The 14,479-nt window shown below is 31.2% G+C and carries 14 protein-coding genes; 6 read left to right on the top strand and 8 right to left on the bottom strand.

The features are described from left to right. Position 1 precedes the first annotated feature (1 nt). The 6 genes from ACTTBL_RS02995 to ACTTBL_RS02970 are packed head-to-tail and all read right to left on the bottom strand — an operon-like array spanning position 2 to position 7,613. Positions 2-1,447 (bottom strand): protein adenylyltransferase SelO, encoded by a 1,446-nt coding sequence (locus ACTTBL_RS02995; RefSeq protein WP_440643555.1) that lies wholly within the window; start codon positions 1,445-1,447, stop codon positions 2-4. Positions 1,448-1,452: 5 nt separating this feature from the next. After that, complete coding sequence (fdhF, locus tag ACTTBL_RS02990; protein ID WP_440643554.1) at positions 1,453-4,221, bottom strand: formate dehydrogenase subunit alpha; 2,769 nt, start codon at positions 4,219-4,221, stop codon at positions 1,453-1,455. Next, positions 4,221-5,876 (bottom strand): NADH-ubiquinone oxidoreductase-F iron-sulfur binding region domain-containing protein, encoded by a 1,656-nt coding sequence (locus ACTTBL_RS02985; protein ID WP_440643553.1) that lies wholly within the window; start codon positions 5,874-5,876, stop codon positions 4,221-4,223. Before ACTTBL_RS02985 ends, fdhF begins: the two co-directional genes overlap by 1 nt. An 18-nt stretch (positions 5,877-5,894) precedes the next feature. Continuing rightward, entirely contained in the window at positions 5,895-6,734 is an 840-nt protein-coding gene (gene fdhD, locus ACTTBL_RS02980) for a formate dehydrogenase accessory sulfurtransferase FdhD (protein ID WP_440643552.1), read from the bottom strand. Between the two features lie 3 nt (positions 6,735-6,737). Continuing rightward, positions 6,738-7,214, bottom strand: a complete 477-nt coding sequence (locus ACTTBL_RS02975; protein WP_440643551.1) for an HPP family protein — start codon at positions 7,212-7,214, stop codon at positions 6,738-6,740. Then, positions 7,215-7,613 carry an iron-sulfur cluster assembly scaffold protein gene (locus ACTTBL_RS02970; protein ID WP_440643550.1) on the bottom strand — a complete coding sequence of 133 codons (399 nt, stop codon included), beginning with the start codon at positions 7,611-7,613 and terminating at the stop codon, positions 7,215-7,217. 42 nt (positions 7,614-7,655) lie between these two features. On the opposite strand from ACTTBL_RS02970, the gene mobA reads away from it, so the two are divergent. From mobA to ACTTBL_RS02940, 6 genes are read left to right on the top strand one after another with little or no spacing between them, the layout of a single operon-like run. Beyond that, complete coding sequence (gene mobA, locus ACTTBL_RS02965; RefSeq protein ID WP_440643549.1) at positions 7,656-8,264, top strand: molybdenum cofactor guanylyltransferase; 609 nt, start codon at positions 7,656-7,658, stop codon at positions 8,262-8,264. Continuing rightward, positions 8,257-9,501 (top strand): molybdopterin molybdotransferase MoeA, encoded by a 1,245-nt coding sequence (locus ACTTBL_RS02960; protein WP_440643548.1) that lies wholly within the window; start codon positions 8,257-8,259, stop codon positions 9,499-9,501. Before mobA ends, ACTTBL_RS02960 begins: the two co-directional genes overlap by 8 nt. A gap of 49 nt (positions 9,502-9,550) precedes the next feature. Beyond that, the gene (locus ACTTBL_RS02955; protein ID WP_440643547.1) at positions 9,551-10,456 is read left to right on the top strand and encodes a DMT family transporter; all 906 of its coding nucleotides are present in this window, start codon (positions 9,551-9,553) and stop codon (positions 10,454-10,456) included. 1 nt (position 10,457) lies between these two features. After that, positions 10,458-11,675, top strand: a complete 1,218-nt coding sequence (locus ACTTBL_RS02950) for an aminopeptidase P family protein (protein ID WP_440643546.1) — start codon at positions 10,458-10,460, stop codon at positions 11,673-11,675. A 5-nt stretch (positions 11,676-11,680) separates the two neighbouring features. Continuing rightward, on the top strand, positions 11,681-12,796 hold the full coding sequence (locus ACTTBL_RS02945) for a serine/threonine protein kinase (RefSeq protein WP_440643545.1): 1,116 nt from the start codon (positions 11,681-11,683) through the stop codon (positions 12,794-12,796). 2 nt (positions 12,797-12,798) lie between these two features. Beyond that, on the top strand, positions 12,799-13,848 hold the full coding sequence (locus ACTTBL_RS02940; protein ID WP_440643544.1) for a threonine aldolase family protein: 1,050 nt from the start codon (positions 12,799-12,801) through the stop codon (positions 13,846-13,848). On the opposite strand, the gene ACTTBL_RS02935 is transcribed toward ACTTBL_RS02940, so the two are convergent. Both ACTTBL_RS02935 and ACTTBL_RS02930 read right to left on the bottom strand, forming a co-directional pair. Continuing rightward, positions 13,841-14,068 carry a hypothetical protein gene (locus tag ACTTBL_RS02935; RefSeq protein ID WP_440643543.1) on the bottom strand — a complete coding sequence of 76 codons (228 nt, stop codon included), beginning with the start codon at positions 14,066-14,068 and terminating at the stop codon, positions 13,841-13,843. The genes ACTTBL_RS02940 and ACTTBL_RS02935 overlap by 8 nt on opposite strands. Further along, positions 14,065-14,454 carry a DUF2306 domain-containing protein gene (locus tag ACTTBL_RS02930; RefSeq protein ID WP_440643542.1) on the bottom strand — a complete coding sequence of 130 codons (390 nt, stop codon included), beginning with the start codon at positions 14,452-14,454 and terminating at the stop codon, positions 14,065-14,067. Before ACTTBL_RS02930 ends, ACTTBL_RS02935 begins: the two co-directional genes overlap by 4 nt. Between the last annotated feature and the right edge of the window lie 25 nt (positions 14,455-14,479).

Raw genomic sequence — 14,479 nt, 5'->3', positions numbered from 1 at the left:
ATTAAGTTCCACAAAAAGTTTTATATTTTTCATTGCTTGATGGAGCGGGCAATTGATATTCTTCAATATTATTATGATTGTCATAAGGATTTTTTAAAATAGCTAATAACTTTTTCATTTTATCTAAACTACCTTTGTCTGCTTCAGCTAAAGCTTCCTCTACTTTATGATTTCTAGGAATTACAATTGGATTATTTAATTTCATAAGTTTGTTTTGTTTTTCCTCAGTTGATTTATTTAACTCAGATCTCTTTTTCCATTGATTTTTCCAATCGATAAAGTCATTATTTTTATAAATTTCATCAGAATTGATATCCATTAAATTACAAAAAGTATTTGTGTAATCTGCTTTATTTTTTTCCATCCAATTAAACAAATCATTAATTAATTTTTTATCATTTTTATCCTCACCAAATAGACCTAGTTTATCTCTCATCATATTTAACCATTTATCTTCATAAATATTTTGGAAATTATCTATTAAATCTGTTGCTAATTTAATTGCAGTATCCTCATTTTTGTCAATTAAAGGAATTAAACATTCTGCAAATCTTGCTAAATTCCACTTTGTAATTGGCGGTTGATTAGAAAAGGCATATCTTCCAAATTTATCGATTGAGCTAAATACGGTTTTTGGATCATAATGATCCATAAATGCGCAAGGACCATAATCTATTGTTTCACCTGAAATTGCCATGTTATCAGTATTCATAACCCCATGAATAAATCCAACTCTCATCCAATTGATTACTAGCTGGCATTGCTTTTCCATTACAAGATTTAACAAGTCTAATGCTTTTGAATTTGATGTTTTGATTTCCGGATAATGTCTATTTACTGTGTAGTCGACTAAAGTATTTAAATTTTCAATGTTGTGAGTTGCAGCTATGTATTGAAATGTTCCAACCCGAAGATGACTTGATGCAACTCTTGTTAATATAGCGCCCTGTAAAAGATTTTCTCTTACAACTTTTTCTCCTGTTTTGACTACAGCAAGGCTTCTAGTAGTTGGAATATTTAATGAATGTATTGCTTCACTGATAATATATTCTCTAAGCATAGGTCCTAGTGCTGCTCTTCCATCGCCACCTCTAGAAAAAGAAGTTCTTCCTGAACCTTTAAACTGAATGTCAAAACGATTATCATTGTTTACTAAATGCTCACCTAATAAAACTGCTCTACCATCTCCTAACATAGTAAAGTGTCCAAATTGATGACCTGCATATGCTTGTGCAATAGTATTAGTTTCTTCCGGTATGGAGTTTCCAGAAAATATTTCTGCTAATTTTTTTTTGTCCGTTTTTGAAAAATCTAAATTTAAAGTAGAGGCTAGTTCCTCATTTAAAATTACTAATTCAGGATCATGAACAGGAGTTGGTTTAATATTTTCTTTAAAAGTATTTGATAACTTTGAATAGGTATTATCAAAATGCCAACCAATGGTCATTTTAATTAACTAACTTCAGCTTGATTTTCTTTTGGTTTAACTTCTGTTTTAAATTGATTGGAGATTTTTTGTACTTCAACAGAAGATACTTTGTATTCAGCACACATTGTTTCTTCATCTTTACCATGACCTGTAACCATATTAACCATATGTTCTGGGAAATGGAACGTAGTAAACACAATTCCTTCTTTGACTTTGTCTGTAACCTCAACTTTAAGTGCAACCTCACCTCTACCTGAATAAAGTCTTCCAATATCACCAGTATTGAGATCTCTATAAGCCGCATCTTTAGGATGAATTAATAAAACATCTTCATCAACAATATTTATATTTTTTGTTCTTCTAGTCATTGTTGCTGCATTGTAATGTTGTAAAACTCTACTAGTTGTTAAAATCAAAGGATAGTCTTTTTGATTAGCTTCTATTTCAGATGACTCTTTCCAATCAAAGTTTTTTAATCTGCCTTTACCTAATTTAAATGTTTCTGTATGTAAAATTTTTGTATCAGTTCCATCTTCTTGAACTGGCCATTGTAATCCAAATTTTCCAAGTCTTTCTCTAGTAACACCCTTAAAGAAAGGAACGATATCAGCAATTTCTGCTAGAACTTGATCTGCATCATAAGTTGGCTGATCAAATCCCAATTTCTGCATCATCTCAGTTACAATTAATCCATCAGGTTTAGTGCCTGGTAGAGGAGGTACAGCTCTGTTCACTCTTTGAATTCTTCTCTCTGTGTTTGTAAAAGTTCCATCTTTTTCTAAGAACGTTGTACCTGGCAGAACAACAGTTGCTAATTTTGCTGTTTCACTCATAAATATTTCTTGAACGACTAAAAGTTCTAAAGAGTTCATAGCTTCAATTACATGTGCACTATTAGGATCTGTTTGAACAATGTCTTCCCCTATAATCCATAAACCTTTTAATTCCTTGTTTATTGCAGCTTCAAACATCTGAGGAATTTTTAATCCTGGCTTAGTTGGGTGAGTTACTCCATATTTTTCTGTGTAGAATTCTTGATGCTTTTCATCAGCTACAGGAAAATATCCAGCACCTTGGTGTGGTTGACATCCCATATCTGCTGCACCTTGAACATTGTTTTGACCTCTTAAAGGATTAACCCCGACACCTTTTCGTCCAATGTTTCCAGTAATCATTGCTAGATCTGCAATTAACATTACAGTTTTAGATCCTTGTTCGTGTTCAGTAACTCCTAAACCATGGAACTCCATTGAATTTCTTGCAGTAGCATATGCAATTGCTGCTTCTTTAACTAATTGTTTATCTACACCTGCTACTTTTGCTAAATGATCAACATCTTGTCTTTCAATTTCTTTTAAGAAATTATCAAAACCTTCAGTTCTATCTCTAACAAAATCTGCATTATAAAGTTTTGATTTAATAATAAAGTGCAACATCATATTTAGAACTGCAACGTTAGTTCCTGGTCTTAGTTTAATATGATAATCAGCAAGTTTTGCTAGTTCAGTTGTAACTGGATCAAGCACAATTAATTTTTTGCCTTTCATGACCTGTTGTTTTATTTTTGCACCTGTTACAGGATGAGCGTTAGTTGGATTAGCTCCAATTACCAAAAATAAATCTGCATGATAAATATCTTCTGTAGAGTTAGTTGCTGCCCCAGTCCCAAAAGTTTGTTGCATTCCCCAAGCTGTTGGTGAATGACAAATTCTTGCACAACAATCTACACTGTTAGTTCCCACAGCCGCTCTAATCATTTTTTGAAAAACATAATTTTCTTCATTCGTGCATCTTGCAGAAGAAATTCCAGCAAAGGCATCTGGACCGTTATCTTTTGTAATTCTGTTCATTTCTTTTTTAATAAAATCATAAGCTTCATCCCACGAAGCTTCTTCAAACTTTCCATTTCTTTTAATTAAAGGTGTTTTTAATCTGTCTGGATGATCATAAAAACTAAATGCATATCTTCCTTTAATACATGTATGACCAGCGTTTACCTCTGTTTGTTTTGGAGTATCTATTGCAACAACTTTATCATCTTTTATTGATGCTTCTAAATTACATCCAACACCACAGTATGAACAAGTTGTTCTAACTTTTTTATCTACAGCTGCAGATTTAGATTGAAAAACATCTGAAATAGCATCTGTTGGACATGTATGCGCACATGCTCCACAAGATACGCATGAACTATCTCCAAACATCATATCATTATCAGTTGTTATTCTAGATTCAAAACCCCTTCCACTCATTGTTAATACAAATGAACCTTGAATTTCATCACAAGCTCTGACACATCTTCCACAATTAATACAGTTATCTAAGTTCATTCTCATGTAATCGTGAGACGTATCTCTTGGTATGCCTTTATGCTGTTTAGGACTGTTGTATCTGTGATCAGCAACTCCTAGATCGTTTGCTACTGTTTGTAATTCACAATTATTATTTACCTCACAAGTATCACATTCCATTGGATGGTCAGTTAAAACTAATTCAACAATATTTTTTCTTAGACTTGTTAAAGCTTCATTTGAAGTAAAGATATGTTGGTTTTCAGCAACTGGAGTATGACAAGATGCAACAACTCTTGTAGGACCATCTTTTTCTAAAGCAACTTCTACAGAGCAAACTCTGCAAGCACCATAAGGAGCTAGGTTTGGATCATCGCATAAAGTAGGTACTTTTTTTTCACCTACATAGCTTTTTACAAATTTTAAAATAGATGTGTGTTTAGGACCAATTTCGTATGGTTTTCCATCAATATATGCAATTTTTCTTTTTTCTGAGCTCATTAATTATCTTTCACCATATCATTTTTCATTTCATCACCAAAGTATTTTAGGATGTTCTGAATTGGAGTTGGGATTGCTCCACAAAGTGCACATAGGCATCCTTTTTGCATAGTAACCAACAATTCTTCAAGTAATTTTAAAGGAATTTTAGCTGTTTTCTTCTTAGCTTGATCAAACATTTCCTTACCTCTGTAAGATCCAAGTCTTCCTGGGAAACATTTCCCGCACGATTCTTCTGCTGAGAATTCAAACAAGTGATGAATATATTCAGCCATTGGAAAATCTTTTGGAATACTAACTACACTTGCGTGACCTAACATAAAACCTTTTGCTGTGAACTCTTGAAAATCCAAATTTAAATTTTCTATTTCACTTAAAGGAACAACACCACCTAATGGGCCTCCTATTTGAAATGCTTTAACAGGTTCTTTGTATCCACCACCAATTTCATTAAATATTTTTTTCATTGGTGTACCCATATCAATTTCATAAACACCTGGGTTGTTAAAAAAACTATCTAAACAAACTAATTTTGTTCCAGCTGATTTTTTATTTCCAACCGAAGAAAATTTTTCTGATCCATTTAATAAAATTCCAGTTGCAGCAGCCAATGTTTCAACATTATTAACTACAGTTGGTTTTTTATATAACCCTTCGGTAACAGGGAAGGGAGGTCTTACATCTACTTCAGCTCTTCTTCCTTCAATAGATGCAATCAAAGCTGTTTCTTCTCCACAAATATAAGCACCTTGTCCTATACAAATTCCAAGATCAAAAGAAAAATCGGTTCCTAAAATATTTTCACCTAGTAAATTTAATTTTTTAAGTTCATTGATACAGCCATTAATTGCTTCAATAGATTTAGGATATTCACCTCTTATGTATAAAACTCCTTCATTACTTCCTATCACATAACCACAAATCACCATTCCAAAAATAACTTTTAAAGGTTGGTCCTCTAATAAATATCTATCTGAGAAAGCACCAGAGTCACCTTCATCTGCATTACAGATAACATATTTTTTATCTCCTTTTGCTTTACTACAGAAATCCCATTTCATTCCTGTTGGAAAACCTGCTCCACCTCTTCCTGTTAAATTTGAATCTAATAATGATTTTACTATTTCTTTTTTATCCGTTTTTAAAAATTGACTTAATTGATCTTTAAATTGGTCTGTTGAGGATAATTTGTCGTCCATTAAAAAACTTGTTGTTGCATAACTTTTAGAGAAAAACTTATCTTGTTTTATTTCTTCACCTTTAATTATTTGGTCAATTTTTTCTATATCTTTGCCAGCATAATTTTCTCCATCGTAGTGAAATGCATGGTTTTCGTAACAATGACCTAAGCAGAACATTTCTCCAACTTTATCATCACCTAGTTTTTCTTTTAGTTTATCTTTTAATTTGTCTTGAGTGCCTGCACACATGCATGCACTACCGTTACAAACATAAGCTTTTTTTTCTCTATGAGAGGGTCTTAAAAATTCATAAAAAGACTCTGCGCCATGGAGAGTTGAAACACCTAGGTTATGTTTTTTGGCAATTTCTTTAATATCTTGTGGATTATCGCTTAAGGTATTTTCTGAGATTTGCTTAAATAGGTTGTCTTTTAAGCCTATTCTGCCTGATAAATTACTTATATTTTTTGACACAAATACCCTTTTATTAATTTAGCCCACAATAACTTTTTTGTTATTTGTGTAAATATTAAAACTGTCCCTCTTTACGAAACCAACAAGGGTAATGTCAAATTTATTCGCTAAATCGATGGCAAGACTAGTTGGCGCACCAACACCTATCATTATACCTATATCCGTCATCAAGACCTTTTGAACCAATTCAAAATTTAGTCTACCTGAGCATGTTATAAATTGGGTTTTCGGATCAATTTGATTGTTCTTTAATGCACAACCAATAAGTTTATCTAGAGCATTATGTCTTCCTACATCCTCTCTGACAGCAACCAATTCTCCATTACTAGTAAAAAGACCACTTGCATGAATTCCACCTGTTTTACTGAATTCTGATTGGCCTTCTCTCAATATATCTGGTGATTTAACAATTACCTCTTTTTTGATTTTAGGCTCTGATGGATTTGTTTTATTTTTTTTAATTATTTCAAGAGCATCAAGAGAAGATTTTCCACATACACCACATGAGGAATTAGTTAAAAAGTCTCTTTTTATTTTTGAAATATTTATATTTTTAGAATTATTTAAAGTTGCTAATATTTTATTTCGGATATTATATTGACCAACTTTATCTCCATAACTTTCTATTGAATCAATATCACTAATATTTGTTATAATTTGTTCATTATATAAAAATCCTCTTACAAGATCCTCATCATCACCTGGAGTTCTCATAGTTATAGATAAACTTTGATTTATCCATTTATCAGATTCTTTATATTTTAATGAAATCTCCAATGGTTCTTCAATTGAAATTAAATCATCTATATTCTCAAACTTATTAGACGAGTATTTTAAAACTTTGTATTCGGAATTCATTAATTATTTTAGTGGATAGTTTTTTTTTAATAAATATTTGTTAATTACAATTGCTAATAACAATATAATTATACAACCAAAAATTATTGGATTAATTAAATAATCATAAGAGGCACTTCCAATAATAACTATAATTGGATTTCCACCAGCAGGTGGGTGAACAATATTAAATAAAATCATTAAAAAAACTCCAGCTCCAACAGCAATTGTAATATTGATATAAATAGGTAGCGGAATATAGTTTACAAAAATTACTCCTACTAAAGCAGTTACCAAATGTCCAAAAAAAACATTTTTTGGTTGTGCAAATGGGCTTTCAGGAAAACCAAATAGTAAAACCATTGAGGAACCGAATGAGGCTGCAATAAAATATCCTAGTGTACTTTTATAAGTAAGGACTGTTAGCACACCAATTGTAAACGCAGAAAAAAAACCTGCAAGTAATGCTTTTTGCAATAAGGGTTTTGTAATTTTGATCATTTATATTTTTAATGCTTTCGCAATAGTTCTTAAAGGTAAAAGCAAGCATTCTTTCCTTGAAAGATTTTTTTTATCTAAAATTTCTTTAAAGTCTTTCCAATGTTTTTCCATACTTACTTTTGCATCCTCAAAAAGTTGCTCACCAACTTTTATAAATTTTTTAACATCATCAACTTTTTTTTCTTTAATTTTTCTGGATAATAGACTGACTGATGCCTGACAATAAACACACGATTTACACTGATAACCCATATCTTTTACAACCTCATCTTTAACAATTAAGCTGATTTCCATCTCATCACCACATAATGGATTTTTGTGTTTTGACTTATGAGTGTAGTTTTCAACAACTTTATTATTTTCAGTATGGGCTGCTATTTCTAAAATTCTTAAATCCATTTAATTTCTTTAATTCAACTTTGAATGTTTTATATTTTATAGATGGATCATAACAATATTTTAGGCACTGTGCTAGCAGGCGGTAAGTCACAAAGGTTTGGAGAAGATAAATCTCAAGTAAAGTTAGCTGGTAAATTCTTAATTGATCACATGTTGACTGAAATTATTGATGAATTCAAAGAACTCTTAATAGTATCAAATAATAAAATTAGTTTTCATAACTCAGAAAAAATTTCAATAATCGAAGATTATGAAAAAGGTCTTGGTCCGTTAGGTGGAGTTTTATCAGCTATGAAATGGATAAAAGAAATTCAAAAAGACTACAAATGGATAGCAACTTTCCCTGTTGATACACCTTTTTTTAAGAGACAAATATTAAAAGATTTTATTCAAAATATTAATTTCAATGAAAGCGATTTATTTTTCATTAAGTCAAATAACACAAGACACAATATATTTGGCTTATGGTCGATTAATTTATTAGATAAGTTAGAGAAGGATCTAAATAATGGAGAAAGAAAAGTAGAGCAGTGGGCTAATAATACTGGGGTAAAAATAATTAATATGGAGTTTTCAAATAATGATCCTTTCTTTAATATAAATACAAAAGAAGATTTAAAAAAAGCTGAAGAAATATTCAAAAATGATTAGTTACGAAAAATCAAAGACAATTTTAAAAAAAGCCAAAATTAAAATCAAAGACAAAACTATAAAGAGTATAAATTCCTTAAATAGAGTAGTTTCTACCAATATTTATTCTAATATAAATTATCCAGCAGGGAATAACGCTGCATTTGATGGTTATGCAATTAATTCAAAAGATACTAATGGATTAAAAAAAAAATTCCCGAAAAAATTTAAAATTATTGGTTCAATTGCGGCAGGAATGAAACCATTTAATAAAAAGATAAAAAAATTTGATACTGCCGAAATAATGACTGGAGGAATTATTCCAAAGGGTTTCGATACAATTATTCCTATAGAGCAAATAATTTTTGCGTCTAATAAAAAATATATTTTAATCAACCAGAAAATAAAAAAATTTGATCACGTTAGGTTTGCAGGTTCAGATTATAGAAAAGGAGAGGTTGTAATAAAAAAAAATACAATTGTTCAACCAAACCATATTTTAGCTTTTAAAAGTTTAGGCATTAAAAAAATTAAAGTAAAAAAAAGAATTAATATATTATTTTTTTCAACTGGAAACGAAATATCAAACAAAGACAATATTCCAAATTGGATGGTAAGAAATTCTAACACACATTATATTAAAAACTTAAATCAAAATTTTTTATTTAATTTTAAAAGTGGAAGCATATTAAGAGATAATCATCAAAATATTTTTAAACAAAAAATAAATAAATTAATTAAATCTAACGATGATATTATTATTACGTCAGGTGCAGTGTCTGCTGGTAAGTTTGATTTTATACCTGATGTTGTTAAAAAATTTAAGTTATCAAGCTACTTTAAAAGTGCTGCAATAAGGCCAGGAAAACCAATAATGTTTGCAAAAATTAAAGGGAAAGAAAAGGCGATATTCGGACTCCCTGGAAATCCAATTTCTTCAGCTGCATGTTTTAGATTTTTTGTAATTCCATATATTTTAAATGCCTTAGGATTATCAGAAGAAAAATCAATAAAAGCTATTTTGACAAATGGTTTTGATAAAAAAAAGAATTTCACAAGATTTGTAAAGAGTCAATTAAGCACAACTAAAAATGGAAAAATAAATGTTGAAATTTTAAAAGGTCAAGAGTCTTTTAGAATTAAATCATTTGTAAAATCAAATATTTGGGTTTTGTTACCAGCAGGTAAATCAAAATTTAAAAAAGGGGATATCGTTGATTGCTTTTTCCCCAACCTTTCAAATCAAAATTTACTTTAGAAACGTATTTTTGTTGTAGAAAATTCTATTTACAATTAGATTTCTCATTATGTTAGAGTTGAGAAATCCAAGAATAGCCATTCCTGTTGTACTTTTTGCAGGTCTACTATGGTCGTTTGGCCCATTAGTGGTTCGATACATGGATAATCCTCAATTGGCACCTTGGCAGTACATTTTTGGCAGAGGTTTAACAATTTTCATCCTATTAAATCTTTATTTATTTTTCGAGGAAGGAAAAAATTTTTATAAAAACTATTATAAAATAGGTTTATCTGGAGTAATCGGTGGATCTGGCTTGGGGATCGCTATGATTACATTTATTTATTCAATTACAAATACTAGTGCTGCTGTTACTTTGCTTTGTTTAGCTGCAATGCCTTTTTTTACGGCATTATTGGCATTTTTATTTTTAAAAGAAAAAATTTCTCTCAATGTGTGGATATCAATAATAATTGCAACAGTTGGTATCATTATTATGGCACTTGGAAACACCGGTGAAAAATCATTAATTGGTTTTGTATTTGGTTTAACTTCCTCAATTGGTTTCTCAGTTTTTTCTGTAACACTTAGATGGAGAAATGAAACACCAAAATTCACAACGGTAGCTTTTGCAGGTTTCTTTTGTTTTGTATTTGCAACAATTATGATTTTATCAAAAGACTTAGTTTTCTTTTCATCTAGCTACAACGGAGCTTTGTTTTCTTTGCATGGGACATTAGTTTGTTTTGGTTTAATTTTATATTCAATTGGATCTAAAGCGATACCAGCAGCAGAACTGACTTTATTATCTTTAACTGAAGTTGTAGGTGGAATTTTTTGGGTTTGGTTGCCATTATTTGGTATTAATGAAGTACCATCCACAAACACTATAATCGGAGGCTTTTTTCTTTTTGTATCTATATTTTATTACAGTTTGATAATGAGATGGAACAAAAGATATATAGCATTAAATTAATATGGAACGACCAGATTTTTTTGAACTTAAAAATGGTGAAAAAGTAAAATTACCATTTACCGATAAAGAATATAACAATCGAGTAAGTAAACTTAGATCAGTGATGGATAAAAATAATTTAGATATGATTATCTTAACATCTATGCATAACGTTGCATATTACACCGGATTTATTTATTGTTCTTTTGGTAGACCATACGGATGTGTGATCACTCAAAATAAAATCTCAACAATTTCAGCTAACATTGATGCAAGTCAACCATGGCGTAGATCGCATTGTGATAATGTTATTTATACTGATTGGAAAAGGGATAATTTTTTAAGAGCCATTGTTTCAATTATTGGAAGAGATGAGCCTCCAAAAAATATTGGAATTGAAAATGATCATGTCACGTTAGATATGAGAGAAAAAATAGGGTCTATTTTTACTTTCTCAGTATTTAGTGATGTTTCAAAAGATTTAATGAAACTTAGAATGATTAAATCAAACGAAGAAATAGAGATCATTAGAAATGGTGCAAGAATTGCAGACATTGGTGGTGAAGAAATAGTTAAAAATATTAGAGAAAATAATACGGAGATTGAAGTAGCAATAGCAGCAAGAGATAGAATGGAAAGAGAGATTGTTAAAAGTTATCCAGGCGCAGAGTACATGGATACTTGGGTATGGTTTCAATCGGGTATCAATACAGATGGAGCTCACAATCCAAAAACTAATAGAAAATTAGTTAAAGGAGATATTTTGTCTTTAAATACTTTTCCTATGATCTCAGGATACTACACTGCATTGGAGCGAACTTTGTTTTTGGATCATGCTGATGATGCTTCACTTAAAGCTTGGGAGGCAAATGTTAAAGTTCACAAACGTGGATTAGAATTAATTAAACCAGGTGTTAAATGTTCTGATATTTGTCATGAGCTAAATGAATTATTTGCTGAGCTTGGTTATCTTCAGTATCGAACTTTTGGTTATGGACATTCATTTGGTATGCTTTCACACTTTTATGGAAGAGAAGCTGGTTTAGAATTAAGAGAAGATATTGATACTGTTCTTGAAGAAAATATGGTCGTGTCGATGGAGCCAATGATCATGATCCCAGAAGGTAATCCTGGCGCAGGTGGATATAGAGAACACGATATTTTGGTGATTGGTAAAGATGGAGCAGAGAATATTACAAAATTTCCTTTTGGTCCTGAGCATAATATTATAAAAAACTAATCTTTATGAGCGAGAACAAAACTATTGTTAATAGTTGGAACGAGTGGGATCCGTTAAAACATGTAATTGTTGGTAGAGCGGATGGCACTTGTATACCAGCACCAGAGCCTGCTTTGGATGCAAAAGTTCCTGAAGATAGTGATATGCGAGGTCAGTTTGGTCCAAGAACTAAAGACACAGTCGATAAAGCAAATGAATTATTAGACAACTTTTCATACATGCTTCAAAAAAGAGGCATTAAAGTTGATCGACCAACACCAATAGATTTTAATCAAAAAACATCTACTCCAGATTGGGAAGCAGAAACCATGTTTGGCTGTATGCCTCCAAGAGATGTTTTGTTAACAGTAGGAAACGAAATTTTAGAAGCTACAATGAGTTACCGTTGTCGTTGGTTTGAATATTTATGTTACCGACCACTTCTAAAAGATTATTATAATCAAGATCCTAATATGAGACACGAGTCTGCTCCAAAGCCAAGATTAACAGATGCAGATTATAGAAAAGATTATTTATCAGATAAAATAGGTGTTCAAAAAAGACTAGAGTGGACTGAAAAAAAATATTTTGTAACTACTGAAGAAGAACCATTATTTGATGCAGCAGACGTATTAAGATTTGGTAAAGATTTAGTTGTTCAACATGGTTTTACAACAAATTTAAAAGGAATTGATTGGCTAAAGAGACATTATAAAGATCACAGAGTTCATGCAGTTAACTTCCCAGGTGATCCTTATCCAATTCATATTGATGCAACTTTTACTCCAATTAAAGAAGGTTTAATTATCAATAATCCACAAAGAAGACTACCTAAGGAACAAAGAAAACTTTTTGAAGATAATGGTTGGGAAATTGTAGATAGTGCACAACCAGCACATAATGAACCACCTCCACTATGTTATTCATCAACTTGGCTATCAATGAATGTTTTAGTTTTGGATCCTAAAACTGTATGTGTGGAAAAAAGCGAAAAATATCAAGCTGAACAATTAGATAAATTAGGAATGGAAGTTATACCCGTAGAACTTAGAGATGCATACGCTTTTGGTGGAGGTTTACATTGTTGTACTGCGGATGTTTACCGAGAAGGCGAACTGAAAGATTACTTTCCAAAACAATAATTATGGCAAAAATTAAAATTAAAAGAGAGCGAGTTAAATTCGCTTCTGATAATGTTGCTGGTGCTTGTCCTGAAGTACTAGATGCAATTTTAAAAGCCAATGAAGGGGATAGCACACCTTATGGGAATGACCCAATATCAACTGAATTACAAGATAAGTTTTCAGAAATCTTTGAAAAAGAAGTAATTGTTTTTCCTACTGCCTCTGGTACTGCAGCTAATGCTTTAGCATTATCTACAATGACACCTTCTTATGGAAATATTTATTGCCATAAGATGTCTCATATAAATACCGATGAATGTGGTGCGCCTGAATTTTATACAGGAGGAGGAAAATTGGTTACCCTAAATGGAGTAATGGGAAAAATAACTGCAGAGGAGTTGGATCAATCGATTGGTGGAAAAGGGATTGTTCATCATACGCAACCTTCATCAGTTAGTATTACTCAAGTGTGTGAAACAGGTGAGGTTTATCAATTAGAAGAAATTAAAAAAATTGCAGAAATCACTCATAAACATAATTTAAATTTACATATGGATGGAGCTAGATTTGCAAATGCACTGGTATCTTTAGATGTAACCCCTGCTGAAATGACTTGGAAATCAGGGGTTGATGTATTGTCATTTGGAGCAACGAAAAATGGATGTTTAGCTGCTGAAGCAATTATCTTTTTTAAGAAAGATTTAGTAGGAGACATTGCTTTTTTAATGAAAAGAGCAGGGCATTTATTATCTAAAATGCGATTTGTCTCTGCGCAGTTAGATGCATATATCTCAAATGATGTTTGGTTAAGAAATGCAAAACACGCAAATAAAATGGGTAAAAAGTTAAGTGATGGTTTGTCAAAACATAATGATATTGAAATTGCATATCCAACCGAAGCAAATGAAGTCTTTGCTAAATTTCCAAGAGAAAAAATTGAATATCTAAATTCAGAAGGGTACAAAATGAATGAGGATGAATTAGATGGTAAAGCGGTAAGACTAGTTGCTGCATGGAATACTAAAGATAGTGATGTCGATGAATTGTTAAATACGATTAAAGCTAACTAGGATTTTCTTTTAAAAACTCAATATATTTAATCACTTCATCATATTGTTCATCAGGTATATCTTTGTAACTTGCATTAAATTTGCTTTTCACACAAATTGCTACATGAGCATAGGGGTTTCTTCCTTTGGGGTGATTTGGGTGGTCAGGTAATTGACCCACTAAATAATCGCCAGCTTCTTGAATAATTTTCCAGAGTTTACTTGCGTTTTCTTTATTCATCCAACTAAAATTTGATGCATGACACGTCCAGGCATAAAAGTAAAAAAGCCTGTAAGAATTAAAGCAAAAAAATATAAAGTGATCATTACTTGTTTGTGACGTTTAATATTACCAACTCTTACAAAGTAAATTCCAAGACCAAGAGAGAAAATTGTCCACAAACTCAATAAATGTATAGGGCTATAAGCACCCCATAATTTTATTTCATGTATAAAAAAAGAAGTTATTGCCACAATCAGCATTATGCCTACCCATATACGACCTAACAATTTATGAATTAGTCCACCTTTTTTCATAGAAAGTTGAATGCCACCTAAAATTATAGCAATCATTGCCATAATAGCATGAAGTGGTATAGGGTGTGCTTCATTGAATAATAAAGTCATGTTTAAATTTTATTACCATATATCA

This window comes from Candidatus Pelagibacter sp. HIMB123, from assembly GCF_052048195.1.
Classification (GTDB): Bacteria; Pseudomonadota; Alphaproteobacteria; order Pelagibacterales; family Pelagibacteraceae; genus Pelagibacter.
Note: the sequence above shows the minus strand (reverse complement) of the source record. Positions and strands in the feature narration are given on the sequence as shown.